Origin of the sequence: Pseudomonas sp. MAG733B, assembly GCF_036884845.1 — a bacterium.
In the GTDB taxonomy this organism is placed as follows: Bacteria; Pseudomonadota; Gammaproteobacteria; order Pseudomonadales; family Pseudomonadaceae; genus Aquipseudomonas.
Window position 1 is genome coordinate 5528676 of sequence record NZ_CP145732.1, and the last position, 22964, is coordinate 5551639.

A 22964-nucleotide genomic window follows, 5' to 3' on the forward strand; every position below is an offset into this window, starting at 1 on the left:
GTTGTCACGCTCCAGCCAGGGTCTTTACTGGTTAAAAAACAACCAGACCTCATTATTCGCCGACACTGATCTTCAGGCCAGCCGCTATTGCAAAAGGTGTCAGGGTTATCGCCAGGGCGGTCAGGCTGCCAAGCCACAGGAGATAACCGGTCGCCGGCATGCCTTGGAGGGCGGCCTGCAAGGCGCCACTGCCGAGGATCAACACCGGGATGTACAACGGCAGAATCAGCAACGCCAGCAACAGGCCACCGCGCTTCAAACCGACCGTCAGCGCTGCGCCCACCGCACCGAGCAAGCTCAGCACCGGTGTACCCAGCAACAACGAAAGCAGCAACACCGGCAGACAGGCGGCAGGCAAACCGAGCATCAACGCCAGCAACGGTGCGAGCAAAACCAGTGCCAGGCCGGAAAAGGCCCAGTGTGCCAGCACCTTGGCCAAAACCAGAAGAGCCAGGGGGTGCGGCGAAAGGACCCACTGTTCGAGCGATCCGTCTTCGAAATCACTGCGGAAAAGCCCGTCCAGCGAGAGCAAAACCGATAAAAGGGCTGCCACCCAGACCAGTCCCGGGGACAAGGTTTGCAACAATTGAGACTCGGGACCGACCGCCAACGGGAACAGCGAAACCACGATGGCGAAGAAAACCAGAGGATTGGCCAGTTCCGCAGGACGGCGGAACAGCAGACGGGCCTCACGGGCGACCAACAGGCCGAAAACACTCATACGGCCCATTTCCCCAGATCGATGTCGCGATAACCGGCCGGCATCCGGCTCAGCGTGTGGTGAGTGGTCAACACCACCATGCCACCGCGTTCGCAGTGGGCAGCCAGGTGCTCTTCGAGTTGTGCCACGCCTTGCTTGTCGAGGGCGGTGAACGGCTCATCGAGAATCCACAGCGGTGGGCTGTCCAGATACAAACGCGCCAGGGCAACGCGGCGCTGCTGGCCAGCGGACAACGTGTGACAAGGCACGTCTTCGAAACCGCGCAATCCGACAGCCGCCAAGGCCTGCCAGATCGCCTCATGGGAGGCCGGTTGATGCAGGGCGCAGAGCCAGCTCAGGTTCTCTTCCGGGGTCAGCAAGTCCTTGATCCCCGCGGCATGGCCGATCCACAGCAGGTTACGCGCGAGCTCCGTACGTTGCTCGTTCAACGGCTGGCCGTTAAGCAACACCTCACCGGCCGTCGGATGCATCAGCCCCGATAGCAGGCGCAACAGGCTGGTCTTGCCACTGCCGTTGGGGCCGCTGATCTGCACCATTTCGCCACTGGCCAGTCTCAAATCGAGATTTTCGAAAAGCAGCCGAAGGTCTCGCTCACAGGCAAGGGCAACGGTTTGCAGGACAGGACTGGTCAAGGGTTCACGGGCCTTATACGGTTCAAGTCGGCTCTGGCGCGGCCGTTAAAGAGATGCAGAATAAATCTATTGGCGGCCCAAACTAGCGAGCTGCGTCAAATAATTGCAATGTTATCGGCACTCTGTATACAACTGGGCGGCATTATACATGCCAGCTCCTACTCTCAAGAGTGCATTTTCCCAAGGTTGTGACCGCGTATGACAGGCGAAATGAACATCCTCCCGCTACCGCCGACCACCCCGGCGACAACCCGTCCGCTGACGGTCAGTGGTGAGTTGCTCAAGCTGTTGACGCCAATCGAAGGACTGATAACCGCCGGTCAGACCGCCAAGGCCGAAGTGCTGTCGCTCAAGCAGGCGGATCAGACTTTTCAGCTACTGCTCAAGGTCACTCTCGAAAGCGGCCGCCAGACCACGGTCCAGGCCACCAGCAACCAGCCGTTGGCCCAGGGCACCAGCGTAGCTGTCACCCAGCCGTCGGCGGGCAGTCTGGCCATCACTGTGCAACAGGCCATCGCCTCCAGCGTCGCCACCCTCACCCGCATCGACACGGCGCAACTGCCGGTCGGCACGCTGTTGCAGGGCAAAGTGCTGACGTCCCAAGTGTTGCCGCAAGTGCCGGGGCAACCGACGGTGTTTCGTTCGATGGTCAGCCTGCTCAACACCGCGCTCAGCGGCAGCACCCTGAGCATCGACAGCCCGCAGCCGTTGCGCATCGGCACCTTGCTCAGTGCGCAGGTGCAGGACACGCAGACGCTGAAGTTCGTACCGCTAAGCAGCCGTCAGGAACAATTGGCGGTAACCCAGCAACTGGTCAGCCAGACCAGCCGTCAGGGCTCGCTGGATGGCTTGCTCAAACTCCTGCAAAACCTGCCGCCCTCGAACCAGACCTCCAGCGATCTGCGCGCGACCGTGGACAAATTGCTCGCCGGCCTGCCGGACGTGCAGCAACTGAGCACACCCAAAGGCCTCGCACTCGCGCTGGCCGGCAGCGGCGCATTCCTCGAGTCGAAACTGCTGAGCGGGCAAAACCCGACACTCGCCCCCGATATGAAGGCCGATCTGCTCAAACTGATCGCGCAACTGACACCGGGACTGCCGGCCAGTACCAATCTCAGCGCAATCATCGCCGCCAACACCCTGGTCCAGGCCATGCCGAGTTTCGTGCGCAATGCGCTGGGCATGCTCGGACAGGTCAGCGCCAAACCGTCGCCGAGCAGTTTTCCGCTGCCCGAGCGCCTGTTGCAAAGCGCCGAAGGCGAGGACGATCTTGAACAGCTGCTACGCCTGGCCGCCGCCGCGGTCTCGCGCCTGCAGAGCCATCAACTGTCGAGCCTGGAGCAGACCGGCGTGACCAGTGACGGGCGTTTGATGAGTACTTGGCAACTGGAAGTGCCGATGCGCAACCTGCAGGACATCGTGCCGTTGCAGATCAAGTTCCAACGCGAAGAGGCGCCGGACAAGGAACAACCCCAGGAACGCCGCGACGAGCGCGAGCCGAAACAACAACTGTGGCGAGTCGAATTGGCTTTCGACATGGAGCCGTTGGGGCCAATGCGGGTCCAGGCGCAGCTGATCAAGGGCTGCCTGTCCAGTCAGCTCTGGGCCGAGCGGCCGTACACCGCCAGCCTGATCGAAAGCAATCTGGCGTCATTGCGGGCGCGCATGCTTGCCTCGGGCCTGAACGTCGGCGATCTCGATTGCCACCACGGCAAACCACCCCAAGGCCCACAAACCCGCCTCGAACAACGCTGGGTCGACGAAAACGCATGAAAAACCCCAACGCCCCACGCCAGGCCATCGCCCTCAAATACGACGGCACCCACGCCCCTACCCTCACCGCCAAGGGCGACGAAGAACTGGCGGAAGAAATCCTGCGGATCGCCCGCGACTATGAAGTGCCGATCTATGAGAACGCGGAGTTGGTGAGATTGCTGGCGCGGATGGAATTGGGCGACAGCATTCCGGAAGAGTTGTACCGGACGATTGCCGAGATCATTGCGTTTGCTTGGAATCTTAAGGGCAAGTTTCCGGCGGGGCAGGATCCGGATGCGCCGAGGGTGGAGAAGGATGTTACTGAGCGTGGGGATGATTATTAAAGTTTCGAGGACGCCAGCGCGAGCAAGCTCGCTCCCACGATGATCTTCAGCGAACACATGTTTTGTGTCCGACATAGAGCCACTGTAGGAGCGAGCCTGCTCGCGATGAACGTACGGGCGCCGCGTTTCTCCAGGAAGCACGCGTCATCGTTGACGTCCATCGCGAGCAGGCTCGCTCCTACAGGGTGTCAGTTCTTGTGAAGCTTGCTCATTAACTCCGCCTCAGCCTGGGTCAAGCCGCAGGACTGGGTCAGTTCGTCGACGCTTGCGCCCATCCCGACCAGTCGCGCCGCCTGGGCGAACGACAGGCTGGTGGGGTCGCGTTGTTCCAGCTGAACGAGTTTTTCCGGCAACGGCGCGACGATCGAGCGCAGCTCGTGCAGGTCTTCACCCATGCGCACATTGCCGTTCTGGTAGTCGTCCACGCGTTTGGCCAGGTCCTTGATGCGCTGATCGCGCAGCGCATCACCCTGGGCCTGTTGCGCAGCGATCAGTTTTTGACTGCGAATGTACGCCAGAAACATTGCCAGCGTGCCTGCCCAGAACAGGAACAGGACAATGACCGCAACCTCGAGAATCAATCAGATACTCTCCAGTTCCGACCATTCTTCTTCGCTCATCATCTTGTCCAGTTCGACCAGGATCAGCAGTTCGTTGTTCTTGTTGCACACGCCTTGGATGAACTTGGCGGATTCCTCGTTACCGACGTTCGGTGCGGTTTCGATTTCCGACTGACGCAGGTAAACCACTTCGGCCACGCTGTCGACCATGATCCCGACAACCTGCTTGTCGGCTTCGATGATGACGATACGGGTGTTGTCGCTGATCTCGGCATTCATCAGGCCGAAGCGCTGACGGGTGTCGATCACGGTGACCACATTGCCGCGCAGGTTGATGATGCCCAGCACGTAGCTCGGAGCACCCGGTACCGGGGCGATTTCGGTGTAGCGCAGGACTTCCTGGACGCGCATCACATTGATGCCGTAGGTCTCGTTGTCCAGCTTGAAGGTGACCCATTGCAGGATCGGATCTTCGGAACCTTTTGCCGCCGTTGCCTTGTCATTCATACCCTGACCCCTCAAGAAACCGCCCTAGCGGTGTTGTTCTGTTATGTAGTTTTGTGGGTCGGCTTCGTGCCGCCCATGTGCTTTGCCCCGCCGCTGGCGATCAACTCGGCCAGCGCGGAAACGTCGAGCAACACACACATGTGTTCAATCACCGTGCCCGCCAGCCATGGCCGCTGGCCACGGTGACTGCGCCACTTGATTTCGTTCGGGTCCAGGCGCAACGAGCGGCTGACCTGATGCACCGCCAGGCCCCACTCGTAACCCTGCACCGAGATAACGTATTGCAGGCCCTGCTTGAAATCGTCGCGATAACGGTCGGGCATGACCCACCGTGCGGTATCCAGCACTTTCAGGTTGCCCGCCTGACTCGGCAGGATGCCGAGGAACCATTCCGGCTGACCGAACAACGGCGTCAGCTCATGACCGGCCAGGGAATAAATCGAACCCAGGCACACCAGCGGCACCGCTAGGGTCAACCCGGCGACATCGAACAACAGGCATTCGAACGGTTCGGCGGCCCAGGATGGACGACCGTCGGTGTCCACCGGTGGCGGCGTGTTGGCGGGTGGCAGATGAACTTCGACCACCGGCGCCACCAGCGTTGGCTGCACCTCGACAACCACCGGCTCCGGCGCTCGCAGTACTTCGGCGACTGGCGCCGCCAGTGTTTGCAGCAACGGCGCGATGGTCGATACCGGCGACAGGATCGGCGCCGGTGCTTCGATTACCGCAACTACCGGACGTGCTGGCACTTCCAGCGGCGCGGCCGCTTTGGCGACCGGCTCGGCAGTGACCCTGGCCTGGGCATCACGGGCCTGCTCTTCAAGCACCGCCGCCTGGAACTCATCGAGTGCCGCTTCAGCCTCGACCACCTCGGGCAGCGCTTCGACCGGCGGCAACAGTTCCTCGGTGACTTCTTGCAGAAGGTTGTCCAGGTACGATTGCAGCGCCAGTTGCGGGCGTGATGTCAGTTTCAATGGCCGGCTCAGACTCATCTCACGCCACCTGCGGAACAAGTTGTGCCGCCAGCAGATGCTTGAGCAACGCGCGATAGGCGAGGACGCCACGGCTCTTGCCGTCGAATTGCGAAGGCGTCAGCCCGGCACGGCTGGCATCGCGCAGGCGCGTGTCCACGGGGATGTAGCCTTGCCAGATGTCTTCCGGAAACTTGTCGCGCAAGACACGCAGCGTACCGAGGGACGCTTGCGTGCGGCGGTCGAACAGGGTCGGCACGATGGTGAACGGCAACGCCTGTTTACGTGAACGGTTGATCATCGCCAGCGTGTTGACCATGCGCTCCAGGCCTTTGACCGCCAGGTGTTCGGTCTGCACCGGGATCACCAGTTGCTGGCTCGCCGCCAAGGCATTGACCATCAGCACGCCGAGCAACGGCGGGCTGTCGATCACCGCGTAATCGAAGTCCTGCCACAACTGCGCCAGGCTCTTGGCGATCACCAGGCCCAGGCCACTTTGGCCCGGCGACTGGCGCTCAAGGGTCGCCAGCGCGGTACTCGACGGCAACAGGGAAATGCGTTCATCACTGGTCGACAGCAGCAACTGACCCGGCAAGCCCTGCGGCACGCTGCCCTTGTGCAGGAACAGATCGTAATTGCTGTGTTCCAGGCTGTCAGGGTCGTAACCGAAATAGCTGGTCATCGAGCCGTGGGGGTCCAGATCGACCACGACCACGCGCTTGCCCGCCTCGGCCAGCAAACCGGCTAAAGCGATGGAGGAAGTGGTTTTACCGACACCACCCTTTTGATTGGCGACTGCCCAGACTCTCATTCGGATTGTTCCTCCCGGCCGAATCGATCGACCGAGAAATAGCTCAACGTGTTAATGCGGGTGACGGAGAATTGACGGCGCTCTCTCGTACCGGCGACTTGACCGGGGTCGGTGCAGTTTGTGTGCCAGCACGCTTCAACGCGGCATCCGGTTGCGCATGGGCGGTTCCGGTACCGGTCAGGCTGCGGCGTACATCGAGATTGCGTGACACCACCAGCACCACACGACGGTTGCGCGCCCGGCCTTCCGCCGTGGCGTTATTGGCCACCGGCTGGAATTCACCGTAGCCCACCGATGCCAGGCGACCCGGGTTCACCCCTTGCATCGCCAGCATGCGCACGATGCTCGCCGAACGGGCTGACGACAGCTCCCAGTTGGTCGGGTACTGCGAGGTACGAATCGGTTGATCGTCAGTAAAACCTTCGACGTGGATCGGGTTGTCGAACGGCTTCAGGATCACCGCGACCTTGTCGATGATGTTGAACGCGATGTCGCTGGGCATGGCGTCGCCGCTGCCGAACAACAGGCTGGAATTGAGTTCGATCTCGACCCACAACTCGTTGCCGCGCACGGTCATCTGGTTGGACTGGATCAGATCGCCGAACGCCGCACTGATGTCGTCGGCGATGCTTTTCAGCGGATCGCTCGCGCCGGCAACCCCGGCATCGACCTGCTCGCTGTCCTTGACCAGCGGCTTGGCCGGAGTCACGGTCTTCGGTCGCTCTTCGCCGATCGGAATCGGCTTGAGGGCGCTGTCGGTATCGGTGAAGACCCCGATCAGCGCTTCGGAAATGATCTTGTACTTGCCTTCGTTGATCGAAGAAATCGAGTACATGACCACGAAGAACGCGAACAGCAAGGTGATGAAGTCCGCGTAGGACACCAGCCAGCGTTCGTGATTGACGTGTTCATCATGCTGGCGACGACGTGCCATGAGGTTATTCCCTTAATCCATGAAGCCTTGCAGCTTCAACTCGATGGAGCGTGGGTTTTCACCTTCGGCGATCGACAGGATGCCTTCCAGCAACATTTCGCGATAACGCGACTGGCGCAACGCAACGGATTTGAGCTTGGCGGCAATCGGCAGCAGCACCAGGTTGGCACTGGCCACGCCGTAGATGGTGGCGACGAAGGCCACGGCGATGCCGTTACCCAGTTGCGACGGATCACCGAGGTTGCCCATGACGTGAATCAGGCCCATCACCGCACCGATGATGCCGATGGTCGGCGCATAACCGCCCATGCTTTCGAAGACTTTGGCGGCTTCGATGTCGCGGCTTTCCTGGGTGTAGAAATCCACTTCCAGGATGCTGCGGATTGCTTCCGGCTCGGCACCGTCCACCAGCAGTTGCAGGCCTTTGCGCGAGTAGCTGTCGGGTTCGGCGTCGGCAATGCCTTCCAGGCCGAGCAAACCTTCCTTGCGCGCGGTCAGGCTCCAGTTGACGACGCGGTCGATACCACCGGCCAAATCGACGCGCGGCGGAAACAGGATCCACGCCAGGATCTGCATGGCGCGCTTGAAAGCGCTCATCGGCGATTGCAGCAACGCTGCGCCGATGGTGCCGCCGAGTACGATCAGGGCTGCCGGGCCGTTGGCCAGCGCACCGAGGTGCCCGCCTTCGAGGTAGTTGCCGCCGATGATGGCGACGAACGCCATGATGATGCCGATAAGGCTTAGAACATCCATCAGATACATGCCTCGACGATGTGCCGGCCAATGTCGTCCAGGCTGTACACCGCGTCGGCGAGCTCGGCTTTGACGATCGCCATCGGCATGCCGTAGATCACGCAGCTGGCTTCATCCTGAGCCCAGATCGAACTGCCGCCCTGTTTGAGCAGGCGCGCGCCTTCGCGACCGTCGGCGCCCATGCCGGTCAAGACGACCGCCAGAACTTTGTCACCGTAGGACTTGGCCGCCGAACCGAAGGTGATGTCCACGCACGGTTTGTAATTGAGACGTTCGTCACCCGGCAGGATTTTCACCGCGCCACGGCCGTCGATCATCATTTGCTTGCCACCCGGCGCGAGCAACGCCAGGCCCGGACGCAGGATGTCGCCATCCTCGGCTTCCTTGACGCTGATGCGGCAGAGCTTGTCCAGGCGCTCGGCGAACGCTTTGGTAAACGCAGCCGGCATGTGCTGGATCAGCACGATCGGCGCCGGGAAGTTGGCCGGCAATTGGGTCAGTACCCGTTGCAGGGCAACCGGACCGCCAGTGGACGTTCCGATGGCAACCAGTTTGTAGGCTTTGCGTTTCGGCGCGGGCGACGACGGCGTGGCCGCGTGGGCACGTGCTGGAATCGGTGCGGGTGCCGGACGTGCAGGCGCGCTGCTGCCGTAACTGCCGATGCTCGAAGGCATTGGCGTCGGAGCGGGTGCGGCCACAGGAGCCGGAGCACTGTAAGAACTGACACGACGGTTGCTGCGCGCGATGCTGAGAATCTTCTCGCACAGCAGTTGCTTGACCTTCTCGGGGTTGCGCGAGATGTCTTCGAAATTCTTCGGCAGGAAGTCCACCGCGCCGGCGTCCAGCGCATCCAGGGTGACCCGGGCGCCTTCGTGGGTCAGCGAGGAAAACATCAAGACCGGGGTCGGACAGCGCTGCATGATGTGCCGCACTGCCGTGATGCCGTCCATCATCGGCATCTCGTAGTCCATGGTGATCACGTCCGGCTTGAGGGCCAGGGCCTGATCGATCGCCTCTTTTCCGTTGGTCGCCGTACCGACGACCTGGATATTCGAATCCGCTGAAAGAATTTCCGAGACGCGGCGGCGGAAAAACCCCGAATCATCCACCACCAGGACTTTGACTGCCATAAACACTCCGTTAGACGGAGCGAGGCTCAGTCGCCCCGCTCCACCAGAATCAAATACGCCGTGCGGCGTAACGCTTGAGCATGCTCGGAACATCGAGAATCAGCGCGATGCGACCGTCACCGGTGATGGTGGCGCCCGACATGCCCGGGGTTCCCTGGAGCATTTTGCCCAATGGCTTGATGACCACTTCTTCCTGGCCCACCAGTTGATCGACGACGAAGCCGATCCGCTGGGTGCCCACCGAAAGGATCACTACATGGCCTTCACGCTGCTCTTCGTGAGCGGCGGAGCTGACCAGCCAGCGCTTGAGGTAGAACAACGGCAGCGCCTTGTCCCGCACGATCACCACTTCCTGGCCATCCACCACGTTGGTGGTCGACAGGTCGAGGTGGAAAATCTCGTTGACGTTCACCAGCGGGAACGCGAACGCCTGGTTGCCGAGCATGACCATCAGCGTCGGCATGATCGCCAGGGTCAACGGTACCTTGATGACGATCTTCGATCCCTGGCCCTTGGCCGAGAAAATGTTGATCGAACCGTTGAGCTGGGAAATCTTGGTTTTCACCACGTCCATGCCCACGCCACGACCCGACACGTCGGAGATCTCGGTCTTGGTCGAGAAGCCCGGGGCGAAGATCAGGTTGTAGCACTCGGTATCGCTCAGGCGATCGGCCGCGTCCTTGTCCATCACACCGCGTTTCACCGCGATGGAACGCAGGACGTTCGGGTCCATGCCTTTGCCGTCATCGGAGATCGACAGCAGGATGTGATCGCCCTCCTGCTCGGCTGCCAGGATGACCTTGCCGCCACGGGCCTTGCCCGAGGCTTCGCGTTCTTCCGGCGACTCGATTCCGTGGTCGACCGCGTTACGCACCAAGTGGACCAGCGGGTCGGCCAGGGCCTCGACGAGGTTCTTGTCGAGGTCGGTTTCTTCGCCGACCAGTTCCAGGTTGATCTCTTTCTTGAGCTGGCGAGCCAGATCTCGAACCAGACGCGGGAAGCGCCCGAAGACTTTCTTGATCGGTTGCATCCGGGTCTTCATGACCGCGGTTTGCAGGTCGGCCGTGACCACGTCGAGGTTCGACACCGCCTTGGACATGGCTTCATCGGCGCTGTTGGCACCGAGGCGAACCAAGCGGTTACGCACCAGCACCAATTCGCCGACCATGTTCATGATTTCGTCGAGACGCGCGGTATCGACCCGCACGGTGGTCTCGGCTTCGCTGGCCGGTTTTTCCGCCGGTGGCGCGGCCGGGGCACGGGCCGGAGCCGGTGCAGCAGCGGCGGCAGGCGCCGGTGTTTCGGCTTTCGGCTCGGGAGCCTTGGCTACCGGCTTCGGCGTCGCAGCCTTGGCGGCAGGTGCTGCAACCGAGGCGCTGGCGCCCGTTGCCGTTCCTGCCGTCGCGCCCACTTCGGTGAACTTGCCTTTGCCGTGCAATTCGTCGAGCAGCGATTCGAATTCGTGATCGCTGATCAGGTCACTACCGGCTGCAGCAGCGGCTGGCGCGGCTGGCGTCGGCACCGAAGCGATGGCCGATTCCAGCGCATCGACGGCAAAGTTACCTTTGCCGTGCAACTGGTCGAGCAGTGCTTCAAACTCGTCGTCGGTAATGTCGGAGCTATCGCCCGCAGCTTTTGGAGCCTGCGGTGCCGCAGGGGCAGCAGGTGCCACTGCATCGACGGCGAACTGGCCTTTGCCGTGCAGCTGGTCGAGCAACGACTCGAACTCGGCATCGGTGATTTCGTCGCTGGCAGCGGCATCGCTGGCAGGCGCTGGAGCAGCCGCCGGTGCCTCGGCCTGAGCCTTGACGGCGTTCAGCGAGTCCAGCAGTTGTTCGAATTCATTGTCGGTGATGTCACCCGATTCGCTTTCGGCGACAGGCTCTTCAACCACTTCGGCGACAGGTGCAGGCGCCGCCTCGTCCGCTGTTTGCGGCTCGGCCAGTCGGGCCAATGCGGCGAGCAATTCAGGCGTGGCAGCCGTGATCGGGCTGCGCTCGCGGACTTCGCTGAACATGCTGTTCACCGCGTCCAGTGCTTCGAGAACCACGTCCATCAATTCCGAGTCGACGCGACGTTCACCCTTGCGCAGGATGTCGAACACGTTCTCGGCGATGTGACAGCACTCCACCAGCTCGTTGAGCTGGAGGAAGCCGGCGCCCCCTTTTACAGTGTGAAAACCGCGAAAAATTGCATTGAGCAAATCCGCATCATCCGGACGGCTTTCCAGCTCGACCAGTTGCTCGGACAGTTGCTCTAGAATCTCGCCGGCCTCAACCAGGAAATCCTGAAGGATCTCTTCATCGGCGCCGAAGCTCATTAATGGTGTGCTCCTAACAGAACAGGTCTAAAAACCTAAAATCCAAGGCTGGATAACAAATCGTCCACATCGTCCTGACCGGACACAACGTCTTCTCTTTTATCGGCATGAATCTGCGGACCTTCACCCTGAGAGAGATGTTTTTGTGGATCTTTTTCTGCAAGCATCGCTTCACGGTCATGTTCGATGCCCGCAAAGCGGTCCACCTGACTGGCCATAAGCACGAGCTTGAGCAGGTTGCTCTCAACTTCGGTGACCAGTTGGGTCACTCGCTTGATCACTTGACCTGTGAGGTCCTGATAATCCTGGGCAAGCAGGATGTCGTTGAGGTTGGTCGACACGGCGCGGTTGTCAGTGCTGCTGCGCGCCAGGAATCCGTCGACGCGACGGGCCAGCTCGCGGAACTCTTCAGCCCCGACTTCGCGACGCATGAAGCGTCCCCAATCGGTGCTCAAGGCCTGGGCTTCGTCAGCCAGGCTGTTGACCAGCGGCGTGGCGTTTTCCACCAGATCCATGGTGCGGTTGGCCGCGGCCTCGGTCAGCTTGACCACATAACCCAGACGCTCGGTGGCGTCGGTGATCTGTGACACTTCCTCGGCTTGCGGCATGTGCGGGTCAATCTGGAAATTGACGATCGCGCTATGCAGCTCGCGGGTGAGCTTGCCCACTTCCTGATACAGGCCGCGGTCACGGGTCTGGTTGAGCTCATGGATCAATTGCACAGCATCGCCGAACTTGCCCTTTTCAAGGCTCTCGACCAGTTCGACGGCGTGTTTTTTCAGGGTCGATTCAAAATCGCCCTGCGAAGATTCGTTATGCCCCATAGCTCCCCCGTGGCGCAGTTCAACCGATGCGTTCGAAAATCTTCTCGATTTTTTCTTTCAACGCCTGGGCCGTGAAGGGTTTGACCACATAGCCGTTTACACCGGCCTGGGCCGCTTCGATGATCTGCTCGCGCTTGGCTTCAGCGGTCACCATCAGCACCGGCAGGTGCTTGAGCTTTTCATCGGCACGCACGTGGCGCAGCAGATCGATACCGGTCATGCCAGGCATGTTCCAGTCCGTTACCAGAAAGTCGATGCTCCCGCTGTTGAGAACCGGAATGGCGGTAGTGCCATCGTCGGCCTCGACCGTGTTGGTGAACCCAAGGTCACGCAACAGGTTTTTTATGATCCGCCGCATCGTTGAGAAGTCATCAACGATGAGGATTTTCATGTTCTTGTCCAATTCGACCTCCAAGCAGACTAAAACGCGCCCAGCACCTGGACGCGCCATTTCAATCAATCTGGCAAAACACTCGATGACTGTCTGGAGTACAGCGGATCGAGACCGGCGCGGTTCATCACCCCACCAGCCACGTCACAGTGCCCCCACACTGCCTTCAGCGCGCTCGCCACTCTCCCAAACGCCCCCGCAAACGGGCCGCGCACTGGCTGTGTAACTGGCTGACCCGAGACTCGCTGACTCCCAGGACCTCACCGATTTCCTTGAGATTCAACTCTTCGTCGTAGTACAGCGCCAACACCAGTCGCTCACGCTCCGGCAAATTGGCAATCGCGTCCGTCAGCGCCGCCTGGAAGCGTTCATCTTCCAGATCGCGTGACGGCTCGAGATGAGCACTCGCGCCATCCTCGTGCAGCCCTTCGTGTTCGCCGTCCTGCAACAGATCGTCGAAACTGAATAACCGGCTGCCCAGGGTGTCGTTCAAAATCCCGTAATAATCGTCGAGACTCAATTGGAGTTCGGCCGCAACTTCGTGATCTTTAGCGTCACGGCCGGTTTTAGCTTCAATCGAGCGAATGGCGTCGCTGACCATGCGGGTATTGCGGTGGACCGAACGTGGCGCCCAGTCCCCCTTGCGCACTTCATCGAGCATGGCGCCGCGGATGCGGATGCCCGCGTACGTCTCGAAACTCGCGCCTTTGCTGGCGTCGTATTTGGTGGAGACTTCCAGCAGGCCGATCATCCCGGCCTGGATCAAATCTTCGACCTGGACACTGGCCGGCAGACGCGCCAGCAAGTGATAGGCAATGCGTTTGACCAGCGGCGCATAACGCTCGATCAGCTCGTACTGCGCATCGCGTGCCGACTTCTTGTAGAGGTTGTAGCCGCTGGCTGTCATAGAACCGGTCCTGCCGTTTGTTGCACGAGGCGCTCGACGAAGAATTCCAGATGCCCGCGCGGGTTGGCAGGCAGCGGCCAGGTGTCGACCTTCTGTGCGATCGCCTTGAACGCCAGCGAGCACTTGGAGCGCGGGAAGGCTTCGTAGACGGCACGTTGTTTCTGCACGGCCTTGCGCACGCTTTCGTCGTAAGGCACGGCGCCGACGTATTGCAGGGCAACGTCGAGGAAGCGATCGGTGACCTTGGTCAACTTGGCGAACAGGTTGCGTCCTTCCTGCGGGCTCTGGGCCATGTTGGCCAGGACGCGGAAGCGGTTCATGCCGTAGTCGCGGTTAAGCAGTTTGATCAGCGCGTAGGCGTCGGTGATCGAAGTCGGCTCGTCGCAGACCACCAGCAACACTTCCTGGGCCGCGCGAACGAAACTGACTACCGAGTCACCAATACCCGCAGCGGTGTCGATCACCAGCACGTCGAGGTTGTCGCCGATGTCGCTGAAGGCCTGGATCAGGCCGGCGTGCTGCGCCGGGCTCAAATGAACCATGCTCTGGGTGCCGGACGCGGCCGGAACGATGCGGATGCCGCCGGGGCCCTGCAACAGGACGTCGCGCAGCTCGCAGCGGCCTTCGATCACGTCGGCCAGGGTACGTTTGGGTGTCAGCCCCAGCAGAACGTCGACGTTCGCCAGTCCCAGGTCGGCGTCCAGCAGCATGACGCGCCGGCCAAGCTCAGCCAAAGCCAGGGACAAGTTCACTGACACGTTAGTTTTCCCGACGCCACCTTTGCCGCCGGTCACCGCGATCACCTGTACGGGATGCATGCTGCCCATGTTATTTCTTTACCTTGTCTTGCATAGACGGAGGCCACATTACTGGCTGCGCGTTCGCAAACGGAACAATGCATGGCAGACCATCGATGTAGGTACAAAAACTATTCATTGTTACCTCAGCCTACCTGCTTGGTGGGGCTGTGGTAGATATCAGCGAACATGTCAGCCATGGCTTCTTCGCTGGGCTCTTCCTGCATTTGCACGCTAACGGCGCGACTGACCAGTTGATGACGGCGCGGCAGATGCAAATCATCCGGAATCCGCGGGCCGTCGGTCAGGTAGGCCACCGGCAATTCATGGCTGATGGCCAGGCTCAACACCTCGCCCAGACTCGCCGTTTCATCCAGTTTAGTCAGGATGCAGCCAGCTAGCCCGCAGCGCTTGTAACTGTGATAAGCGGCCGTCAGCACCTGCTTCTGGCTGGTGGTTGCCAGGACCAGATAATTTTTGGAACGGATGCCACGCCCGGCCAGGCTTTCGAGCTGCATGCGCAGCGCCGGATCACTGGCTTGCAGGCCGGCGGTATCGATCAGTACGACGCGTTTGCGCAGCAGTGGTTCCAACGCCTGCACCAGCGATTGGCCCGGATCGACATGGGTCACCGACACATTGAGAATCCGACCAAGGGTCTTGAGCTGCTCCTGGGCACCAATACGGTAGCTGTCCATGCTCACCAGCGCGATGTTTTGCGCGCCGTACTTGAGCACGTAGCGGGCAGCCAGCTTGGCCAGGGTGGTGGTCTTGCCCATGCCGGCAGGGCCGACCATGGCAATCACGCCGCCCTCTTCCAGCGGCTCGACTTCCGGGGTAGCAATCATCCGCGCCAGGTGCGCGAGCAGCATGCGCCAGGCCTGACGAGGTTCTTCGATATCGGAAATCATCGCCAGCAAGTCGCGCGACAACGGGCCGGACAGGCCGATGCGTTGCAGGCGACGCCAGAGATTGGCCTGGGCCGGACGGCTGCCTTGCAGCTGATTCCACGCCAGAGAGCCGAGCTGGACTTCCATCAGTTCGCGCAAGCTGTTGAGCTCGAAACGCATCGAGTCGAATGCACGCGAGTCGACAGCCGCTGCAGCAGCAGGCGCTGGCGACGGGCGCCGTGGCTCGGCGTAAGTCGGCTCGATGAGCGGTTCGGCGGCGGTCAATGGCAGGCCGGCGAACAACTGGCGATTGGTGGCGTTGTCGCTCTCGCCATCGCTGCGCAGGCTCAATTCGGCCTGGGCGGTGACGATCCGCGACTGAGTCTTGCGCAGCTCGTCTTCGAGTTCCATGTTCGGAACGCGCGGAGCCAGCGCCGACAGTTTGTAATCCAAGGCAGCCGTCAGCTCGACACCACCGGCGATCCGGCGGTTGCCAATAATGGCGGCATCGGCGCCCAGCTCATCACGAACCAGTTTCATGGCCTGACGCATATCGGCGGCGAAAAAACGCTTAACTTGCATAAACCACTACCTCAGCCGTTGGGCCCTACTGTCGCAACGATGGTCACTTGCTTGTTGTCAGGTATTTCCTGGTAGGCCAGCACATGCAGCCCCGGGACTGCCAGTCGGCCAAAACGCGAGAGCATCGCGCGAACCGGACCGGCCACCAGCAGGATCACCGGTTGACCTTGCATCTCCTGACGTTGCGCTGCATCGATCAATGAACGCTGCAGCTTCTCAGCCATGCTTGGCTCCAGCAGAACACCCTCTTCCGAGCCTTGTCCTGCCTTCTGCAGACTATTGAGCAATATTTGTTCCAACCTTGGCTCCAGCGTGATCACTGGCAGCTCGGAGTCAGTGCCTACAATGCTTTGCACGATTGCGCGGCTTACGCCGACGCGCACCGCAGCCACCAATGCGGCGGTATCTTGACTCTTGGAAGCGTTGTTAGCGATGGCTTCGGCAATGCTGCGAATGTCGCGCACCGGCACCTGTTCGGCCAACAGCGCTTGCAGAACCTTGAGCAGTTGCGACAGAGACAGCACACCCGGCACCAGCTCTTCGGCCAGTTTCGGTGAGTTTTTCGCCAGCAATTGCATGAGTTGCTGCACTTCCTCGTGGCCGATCAGCTCACTGGAGTGCTTGTACAGAATCTGGTTCAAGTGGGTGGCCACCACGGTACTGGCATCGACCACGGTATAGCCAAGCGATTGCGCCTGGGCGCGCTGGCTGATTTCGATCCATACCGCCTCCAGGCCGAAAGCCGGATCTTTGGCGGTAATGCCGTTGAGCGTGCCGTAGACCTGCCCCGGGTTGATCGCCAGCTCGCGATCCGGGTAAATCTCCGCTTCGGCGAGGATCACGCCCATCAGGGTCAGGCGATAGGCGCTCGGCGCCAGGTCGAGGTTGTCGCGGATGTGCACGGTCGGCATGAGGAAGCCCAGGTCCTGGGACAGCTTCTTGCGCACACCCTTGATCCGCGCCAGCAATTGCCCGCCCTGGTTGCGGTCCACCAATGGAATCAGGCGGTAACCCACTTCCAGGCCGATCATGTCGATCGGCGTCACGTCATCCCAGCCCAGCTCTTTGGTTTCCTGGGCACGGGCCGGCGATGGCAGCAATTCCTGCTGTCGCTTGACCTCTTGCAGGGCCTGGACCTTGACGATGTTCTGCTTGCGCCAGAACAGGTAGGCGCCGCCAGCCGCCAGGGCTGCCATGCTCAGGAAGGAGAAGTGCGGCATGCCAGGCACTAGACCCATCACCGCCATCAAACCCGCCGAAACGGCCAACGCTTTTGGCGAGGCAAACATCTGGCGATTGATCTGCTTGCCCATGTCTTCCGAACCGGAAGCACGGGTCACCATGATCGCGGCGGCAGTGGACAACAGCAGTGATGGCAATTGCGCCACCAAACCGTCACCAATGGTCAGCAAGGCGTACACCTTGCCGGCGTCGGCAAAGCTCATGTTGTGCTGGAAGATACCAACGGCCATGCCGCCGATCAGGTTGATGAACAGAATCAGCAAACCGGCGATGGCGTCACCGCGCACGAACTTGCTGGCACCGTCCATGGAACCGTAGAACTCGGCTTCCTGGGCCACTTCCGAACGGCGGGACTTGGCCTGGTTCTGGTCGATCAGGCCGGCGTTGAGGTCGGCGTCGATGGCCATTTGTTTGCCGGGCATTGCATCGAGGGTGAAACGCGCGCTCACCTCGGAAATCCGCCCGGCACCCTTGGTCACCACGACGAAGTTGATGATCATCAAAATCGCGAAAACCACGATACCCACCACGTAGTTACCGCCGATCACCACCTCACCGAAGGCCTGGATCACCTTACCGGCAGCGGCATGGCCGTCCTGACCGTGGAGCATCACCACCCGCGTGGAAGCCACGTTCAACGCCAGCCGCAGCAACGTTGCCACCAGCAGAATGGTCGGGAACACCGCAAAATCCAGCGGCCGCAGGGCGTACACGCAGACCAGCAACACCACAATCGACAGGGCAATGTTGAAGGTGAAAAACACGTCGAGCAGGAACGGCGGAATCGGCAACATCATCATTGCCAACATGACCAGCAGCAACAGCGGCACGCCCAGATTGCCTCGACTGAGGTCTGCCATGTTCGTGCGGGCACTGTTGATTAACTGAGAGCGATCCACCGGTATTCCCCGTTCCTTTGAAGCAAACTTTTGACGCCTGAAGCAGGCTCGGGGCGGCTATTGCAAGAAGCCTTCCAACTTTTGGATTTGAGGATGCAGCGGTGGCCAGTGCGGCCTGTGGAGATCCCTGTAGGAGCGAGCCTGTTCGCGATGACGTCGGCACAGCGAGTACGTACGTTGGCTTACCCACTGCTATCGCGAGCAAGCTCGCTCCTACAGGGTTAGCGGTGTCCAGACTTGTAACTGATCGAGCCATACAGCGCACCGAACCTATCAGTTCTGATAGTACCGAGCCGGCAAAAATCCGCCGATACTCAAGCTTCCCCGAATCTGGAGTAGGCTCCATGGCTTCCTCACAACCAATCCTGCTCAGCCGCAATGTCTACGACCCATTGGATCGCTTGATCAGCCAGTTTGGACCTGGCGCAACAGCGCACCAGCGCTTTTATTGCAAAAGTCGCTTGAGGACGGAAATACAGGGAGCGATCGGGTACTCCATTTTTCAGCAAGACGACTTGCTGCTGGCGCAACAGAAGAATCAGAACGATGCGGTCGAAAGCACGCTGCTGGCTACCGATCTGCAGCGTTCGGTGTTGCGGGCACTTCAAGCCGACCTGCAACCCCCCTTCGCTTATTCGCCATACGGCTATCACTCGGCCGAAAGCGGATTAAGCAGCTTGCTGGGGTTCAACGGTGAGAGGGCAGACCCGGTGACCAAGTGTTATCCACTGGGGAACGGGTATCGGATGTTTAATCCGGTGTTGATGCGGTTTAATAGTCCGGATAGTTGGAGTCCGTTTGGGGAAGGGGGATTGAACGCGTACATGTATTGCTTGGGAGATCCTATAAATAACATCGACTCGGCGGGACACATGCCTTTTCGTTTTCTACTCAGTGAACCCGCAGTTCACCGACCTCTTCTACAACAGGCATCCATCGCCAGTGGCGTTGGCGCAATCCCTACTCCCACTCCGCTCCCCAAAACACCTACAACGAACGCTACCCGGGCAATTCCTTCCAACTCAACAGAACTAAAGACGATACCCCCTCAAACATCTGGAACGGTAAAGCCCCCGGAGGTCACACAATCACTTATTAGCAAGATTGCGGCACAGCCATCAACTTCCCAGCCCAATAACGCCAACCCCGTTAACTATATTGGACACGATCAACGCGCCAGCGGGGATGCGCTAAATAGAAATTCAGCACCGACACTTGTTATTCCTGCACCTCGTAAAACAATGAGTAGCAGATGGGACAGAATTGATAAAGAACCCATAAAGTTCCCTGATACCAGGCGCCCCAAGGCAAAGACGCCCAACGAAACCAACACTGGTATTCGCACTGATTTCACTGGCTGGGGTGATCAAGACCCTAGAGAGTATTAAAAATACAATAATCAAAAAACTGTCACCCTCAATTCCGCCGCAAATCCGGCGGTAATGGCAAATCATCCTTAAGCGGCTCCGGCCGCTTTCCTTTGCCCGCCCGGTACTGCCGAATCTGATAAACATAAGCCAACGGAGTAAGCTTGTTCCACTTATGAAGATCTGCTGCGTGAGAACCTGCTCGCAAATATCGTCATATTGCAAACGTCCATACGGAATGATCCACCGCTATCGCTGGCGAGCCCGCTCCGACGAGATTTGCACCGAACAGGACAGGCCACATCAAAGAAACTATCAGTTCTGATAGTACCCAACGCCGACTTGTCCGCCGATACTCAAGCTTCTACTTGAAAGTCTCGAGCAAGCGCTATGGCACCTTCACAATCAATCCTGCACTGCCGCTATGGCTACGACCCGCTGGATCGTCTGATCAGCCAATTTCTAGCGGGCGCCCCCGAGCACCAGCGCTTTTATTGCAAAAGCCGCCTGAGTACGGAAATACAGGGGGCAATTGGATACTCCATTTTTCAGAAAGAGGATCTGCTGCTGGCGCAACAGAAGCGTCAGAACGATGCGATCGAAAGCACACTGCTGGCTACCGATCTGAAACGTTCGATACTGCAGACTCTCGAAGCAAACTTGCAACACACCATCGCATATTCGCCCTACGGCCATCGCCGGGCCGAAAGCGGATTGAGTAGTTTGCTGGGTTTTAACGGTGAGCGAGCAGACCCGGCGACCGGCCATTATTTATTGGGGAACGGGCATAGGGGGTTTAATCCGGTATTAATGAGATTTAATAGTCCGGATAAATGGAGTCCATTCGGGGAAGGGGGATTAAATCCTTACTCATACTGCTTGGGAGATCCGATAAATAAGAACGACCCAACAGGTAGAGTGCCAAATTTCGCCCTCGCACGATATCATCCTACTCCACACACCCCGAATAGATATTCCTTTGTAGAAACCGACAAACAATTTTTTCAACTTACTTACCCTGCAAGGGGTAGCAGCAAAGATTACCCACGCACATTGAACCTCACGAAAAAATTAACATTTAGGCAAAAGCTAACTCTTGAAGCACACAAAAAACCCGATCTTGTCTTCCCGAAGACTGAGCCAGATTCATTATTCTCTCAAGCGGGCAGGCAGTTTACGGGAGAGGAACTGATCAAGCTCCAAACAACTGGAGACCTACCTAAAGACCTCGTCAGAAAATTTGATCACCTGCATGGAAACGTCAACTATATCAAAGACCGTTATCCTCACGGACCATGGAACATAAGCGAGAGAAGAAAACGTGAAGAACAACTACTCAATGGCAAAGTACCGGGAGTAATACCAGCAAGGGCCGCTAAAATCCTGGCCAAACAGATCAAGTTATTTAGAAAAGGCGACATAGCTGACAATCCAAGTATTTTTTTCGGCGATTCCTATCTTGAAAAATATGAAAAAGTGATCAAGGACCATCAAGAATTTTAGAAGCACCACTAGATCACCATGCACTAGCTATACAGAGGTAGTAAGGGGAACGGTTTCAGAAATACAGCATCGCTAGCCCCGAAGTAATACCAACCATTTAAAGGTCGTAGTATTTCGACAAAAGCTTAACCGAACTTACAATGCAGAAATTAGCTTGCTGACGGCGACTTTAGATAAATAAACGCCGACTCAGGAATCCCGCCGCAAATCCGGCGGAATCGGCAAATCATCCTTCAGCGGATCCGGCCGCTTGCCCTTACCCGCCCGGTACTGCCGAATCTGATAAACGTAAGCCAACACCTGAGCAACGGCCAGATAAAGCCCACCCGGAATTTCCTGCTCCAACTCCGTCGAGTAATAAATCGACCGCGCCAACGCCGGCGACTCCAACAGCAAAATCTCGTTAGCCGCCGCAATCTCACGAATCTTCAGCGCCAGGAAGTCGCTGCCCTTGGCGATCAGCATCGGTGCGCCGCCCTTGTCCGGGTCGTACTTGAGGGCTACGGCGTAATGGGTCGGGTTGGTGATAACCACGTCGGCGTCAGGGATCGCCGCCATCATGCGCCGCTGGGACATTTCGCGCTGGAGTTGGCGAATGCGTTGTTTGACTTCAGGTCGACCTTCCTGATCCTTGTGCTCGTCGCGCACTTCCTGCTTGGTCATTTTCAGTTTCTTGATGCTTTCCCAGAGCTGGATCGGCACGTCCACGGCCGCGATGATGATCAAGCCGCAGGCCATCCACAACGTGCTCCAACCGACCACTTGCAGGCTATGGATGATCGCCCGGTCCAGCGGTTCGTGGGCGATGCGCAGCAGGTCGTCGATGTCCGCCGACAACACCAGCAGGGCCACGAACAGCACGATGAAAAACTTCGCCAGCGCCTTGAGCAGCTCAGCAATGGCTTTGGCCGAGAACATGCGTTTGAGCCCGGCACCGGGGTTCATGCGGCTGAATTTGGGGGCCATGGTGCCGGCGGAGAACAGCCAGCCACCGAGGGAAATCGGGCCGATCAACGCGGCCAGCAACAAGGTGATCATCACCGGTTGAATCGCCAGCAAGGCGATTTGTCCCGAGTGCAGCAGATAAGTGCCCATCGAACGCTGATCCAGCACCACCTCTCGCGACAGCGAAAAGTTCAGGCGCATCAGGTCCATCATTTCCTCGGCCAGCGCTCCGCCGAATATCAGTAATGCAGCAGCCCCGGCAAGCATGATCGCCAGGGTGTTGAGCTCTTTGGAACGGGCGATCTCACCCTTCTCACGGGCGTCCTTTTTCTTTTTCTCCGTGGGGTCTTCTGTTTTGTCCTGACCGCTTTCGCTTTCAGACATGACTCAGCGCGCCTGTGCCAGTTCGCGTAAAAACTGCAAGGCCTCGGTGGCCAGCGGTTGATACTGATTGAGAATGTCCGCCAGCCCGACCCAGACGATAAACAGCCCGAGCACCAGGGTCAGCGGGAAGCCGATGGAGAAAATGTTCAGTTGCGGCGCGGCACGGGTCATCACGCCAAAGGCGATGTTGACCACCAGCAGCGCGGTGATCGCCGGCAGCACCAGCAACAGCGCTGCACCGAGTACCCAACCAAGCTTGCCGGCCACTTCCCAGTAGTGATTGACCATCAAGCCGCTACCGACCGGCAGCGTGGTGAAGCTCTCTGTGAGCACTTCGAACACCACCAGATGGCCGTTCATCGCCAGGAACATCAGCGTCACCAGCATGGTGAAAAACTGCCCGATCACCGCCACCGACACGCCGTTGGTGGGGTCGACCATCGAGGCGAAACCCATGCCCATCTGGATCGCGACGATCTGCCCCGCCACCACGAACGCCTGGAAGAACAACTGCAAGGAGAATCCGAGGATCGCGCCGACGAGAATCTGCTCGGCGATCAGCAGCAACCCGCTCAAGTCCAGCGCATTGACTGGCGGCATGGGCGGCAGGTTGGGTGCGATGACCACCGTGATGGCGATCGCGAAATAAAGCCGTATGCGCTTGGGCACGAGGGAGGTGCCGAACACCGGCATGACCATGAGCAGCGCGCCGACGCGAAACAGCGGCAACATGAACGTCGCCACCCAGGTGCTGATCTGGGTATCGGTCAGTTGCAGCAGCGACGACATGGC

At 59.3% G+C, this 22964-nt stretch carries 22 protein-coding genes and 1 pseudogene; 4 read left to right on the forward strand and 19 right to left on the reverse strand.

Annotated elements, in window-relative coordinates; translation table 11 throughout:
* Positions 1 to 52: 52 nt before the first annotated feature.
* Both ccmB and ccmA read right to left on the reverse strand, forming a co-directional pair.
* Positions 53 to 721, reverse strand: a complete 669-nt coding sequence (gene ccmB, locus V6Z53_RS25230; RefSeq protein WP_007980754.1) for a heme exporter protein CcmB — start codon at positions 719 to 721, stop codon at positions 53 to 55.
* Positions 718 to 1353, reverse strand: a complete 636-nt coding sequence (ccmA, locus tag V6Z53_RS25235; RefSeq protein WP_338582363.1) for a cytochrome c biogenesis heme-transporting ATPase CcmA — start codon at positions 1351 to 1353, stop codon at positions 718 to 720. Before ccmA ends, ccmB begins: the two co-directional genes overlap by 4 nt.
* Positions 1354 to 1551: 198 nt before the next feature.
* On the opposite strand from ccmA, the gene V6Z53_RS25240 reads away from it, so the two are divergent.
* Positions 1552 to 3126 (forward strand): flagellar hook-length control protein FliK, encoded by a 1575-nt coding sequence (locus V6Z53_RS25240; RefSeq protein ID WP_338582364.1) that lies wholly within the window; start codon positions 1552 to 1554, stop codon positions 3124 to 3126.
* Positions 3123 to 3452, forward strand: coding sequence for an EscU/YscU/HrcU family type III secretion system export apparatus switch protein (locus tag V6Z53_RS25245; protein WP_338582365.1), 330 nt, complete (start codon positions 3123 to 3125; stop codon positions 3450 to 3452). The genes V6Z53_RS25240 and V6Z53_RS25245 overlap by 4 nt, the downstream gene beginning before the upstream one ends.
* A 188-nt stretch (positions 3453 to 3640) precedes the next feature.
* On the opposite strand, the gene V6Z53_RS25250 is transcribed toward V6Z53_RS25245, so the two are convergent.
* The 14 genes from V6Z53_RS25250 to flhA form a co-directional block, all read right to left on the reverse strand.
* A complete protein-coding gene (locus V6Z53_RS25250) occupies positions 3641 to 4033 on the reverse strand; it encodes a DUF2802 domain-containing protein (protein ID WP_338582366.1) in 393 nt (130 codons plus the stop codon).
* On the reverse strand, positions 4034 to 4519 hold the full coding sequence (locus tag V6Z53_RS25255) for a chemotaxis protein CheW (protein WP_007980742.1): 486 nt from the start codon (positions 4517 to 4519) through the stop codon (positions 4034 to 4036).
* Positions 4520 to 4560: 41 nt separating this feature from the next.
* Positions 4561 to 5508: a chemotaxis protein CheW gene (locus tag V6Z53_RS25260; protein WP_338586562.1), complete on the reverse strand. Its 948-nt coding sequence runs from the start codon at positions 5506 to 5508 to the stop codon at positions 4561 to 4563.
* A 7-nt stretch (positions 5509 to 5515) separates the two neighbouring features.
* A complete protein-coding gene (locus V6Z53_RS25265) occupies positions 5516 to 6304 on the reverse strand; it encodes a ParA family protein (RefSeq protein ID WP_338582367.1) in 789 nt (262 codons plus the stop codon).
* Positions 6305 to 6347: 43 nt separating this feature from the next.
* Positions 6348 to 7238, reverse strand: coding sequence for a flagellar motor protein MotD (gene motD, locus V6Z53_RS25270; RefSeq protein ID WP_338582368.1), 891 nt, complete (start codon positions 7236 to 7238; stop codon positions 6348 to 6350).
* 12 nt (positions 7239 to 7250) lie between these two features.
* Positions 7251 to 7991 (reverse strand): flagellar motor protein, encoded by a 741-nt coding sequence (locus V6Z53_RS25275; protein ID WP_338582369.1) that lies wholly within the window; start codon positions 7989 to 7991, stop codon positions 7251 to 7253.
* Complete coding sequence (locus tag V6Z53_RS25280) at positions 7991 to 9121, reverse strand: chemotaxis response regulator protein-glutamate methylesterase (protein ID WP_338582370.1); 1131 nt, start codon at positions 9119 to 9121, stop codon at positions 7991 to 7993. The genes V6Z53_RS25275 and V6Z53_RS25280 overlap by 1 nt, the downstream gene beginning before the upstream one ends.
* A gap of 49 nt (positions 9122 to 9170) precedes the next feature.
* Positions 9171 to 11441, reverse strand: coding sequence for a chemotaxis protein CheA (locus tag V6Z53_RS25285; protein ID WP_338582371.1), 2271 nt, complete (start codon positions 11439 to 11441; stop codon positions 9171 to 9173).
* Positions 11442 to 11476: 35 nt separating this feature from the next.
* On the reverse strand, positions 11477 to 12265 hold the full coding sequence (locus V6Z53_RS25290; protein WP_338582372.1) for a protein phosphatase CheZ: 789 nt from the start codon (positions 12263 to 12265) through the stop codon (positions 11477 to 11479).
* A 19-nt stretch (positions 12266 to 12284) separates the two neighbouring features.
* Positions 12285 to 12656, reverse strand: coding sequence for a chemotaxis response regulator CheY (locus V6Z53_RS25295; RefSeq protein WP_003183998.1), 372 nt, complete (start codon positions 12654 to 12656; stop codon positions 12285 to 12287).
* 166 nt (positions 12657 to 12822) lie between these two features.
* Positions 12823 to 13563 carry an RNA polymerase sigma factor FliA gene (gene fliA, locus V6Z53_RS25300; protein WP_338582373.1) on the reverse strand — a complete coding sequence of 247 codons (741 nt, stop codon included), beginning with the start codon at positions 13561 to 13563 and terminating at the stop codon, positions 12823 to 12825.
* Positions 13560 to 14390: a flagellar synthesis regulator FleN gene (gene fleN, locus V6Z53_RS25305; RefSeq protein WP_008001746.1), complete on the reverse strand. Its 831-nt coding sequence runs from the start codon at positions 14388 to 14390 to the stop codon at positions 13560 to 13562. Before fleN ends, fliA begins: the two co-directional genes overlap by 4 nt.
* Positions 14391 to 14506: 116 nt before the next feature.
* The gene (flhF, locus tag V6Z53_RS25310; RefSeq protein WP_338582374.1) at positions 14507 to 15832 is read right to left on the reverse strand and encodes a flagellar biosynthesis protein FlhF; all 1326 of its coding nucleotides are present in this window, start codon (positions 15830 to 15832) and stop codon (positions 14507 to 14509) included.
* An 11-nt stretch (positions 15833 to 15843) separates the two neighbouring features.
* Positions 15844 to 17973, reverse strand: coding sequence for a flagellar biosynthesis protein FlhA (flhA, locus tag V6Z53_RS25315; protein ID WP_338582375.1), 2130 nt, complete (start codon positions 17971 to 17973; stop codon positions 15844 to 15846).
* Between the two features lie 344 nt (positions 17974 to 18317).
* Between flhA and V6Z53_RS25320 the strand changes: the two genes are divergently transcribed.
* Entirely contained in the window at positions 18318 to 19361 is a 1044-nt protein-coding gene (locus tag V6Z53_RS25320) for an RHS repeat-associated core domain-containing protein (RefSeq protein ID WP_338582376.1), read from the forward strand.
* 28 nt (positions 19362 to 19389) lie between these two features.
* Here the strand turns inward: V6Z53_RS25320 and V6Z53_RS25325 are convergent.
* Positions 19390 to 19494: pseudogene (locus V6Z53_RS25325) on the reverse strand (hypothetical protein); the annotation flags it as partial.
* A gap of 236 nt (positions 19495 to 19730) precedes the next feature.
* On the opposite strand from V6Z53_RS25325, the gene V6Z53_RS25330 reads away from it, so the two are divergent.
* Entirely contained in the window at positions 19731 to 20843 is a 1113-nt protein-coding gene (locus V6Z53_RS25330) for an RHS repeat-associated core domain-containing protein (protein WP_338582377.1), read from the forward strand.
* A gap of 189 nt (positions 20844 to 21032) precedes the next feature.
* Here the strand turns inward: V6Z53_RS25330 and flhB are convergent, their stop codons facing one another.
* Together flhB and fliR are read right to left on the reverse strand one after the other, a co-directional pair.
* Entirely contained in the window at positions 21033 to 22172 is a 1140-nt protein-coding gene (gene flhB / locus V6Z53_RS25335; RefSeq protein WP_338582378.1) for a flagellar biosynthesis protein FlhB, read from the reverse strand.
* 3 nt (positions 22173 to 22175) lie between these two features.
* The gene (gene fliR / locus V6Z53_RS25340; RefSeq protein ID WP_150704824.1) at positions 22176 to 22961 is read right to left on the reverse strand and encodes a flagellar biosynthetic protein FliR; all 786 of its coding nucleotides are present in this window, start codon (positions 22959 to 22961) and stop codon (positions 22176 to 22178) included.
* Between the last annotated feature and the right edge of the window lie 3 nt (positions 22962 to 22964).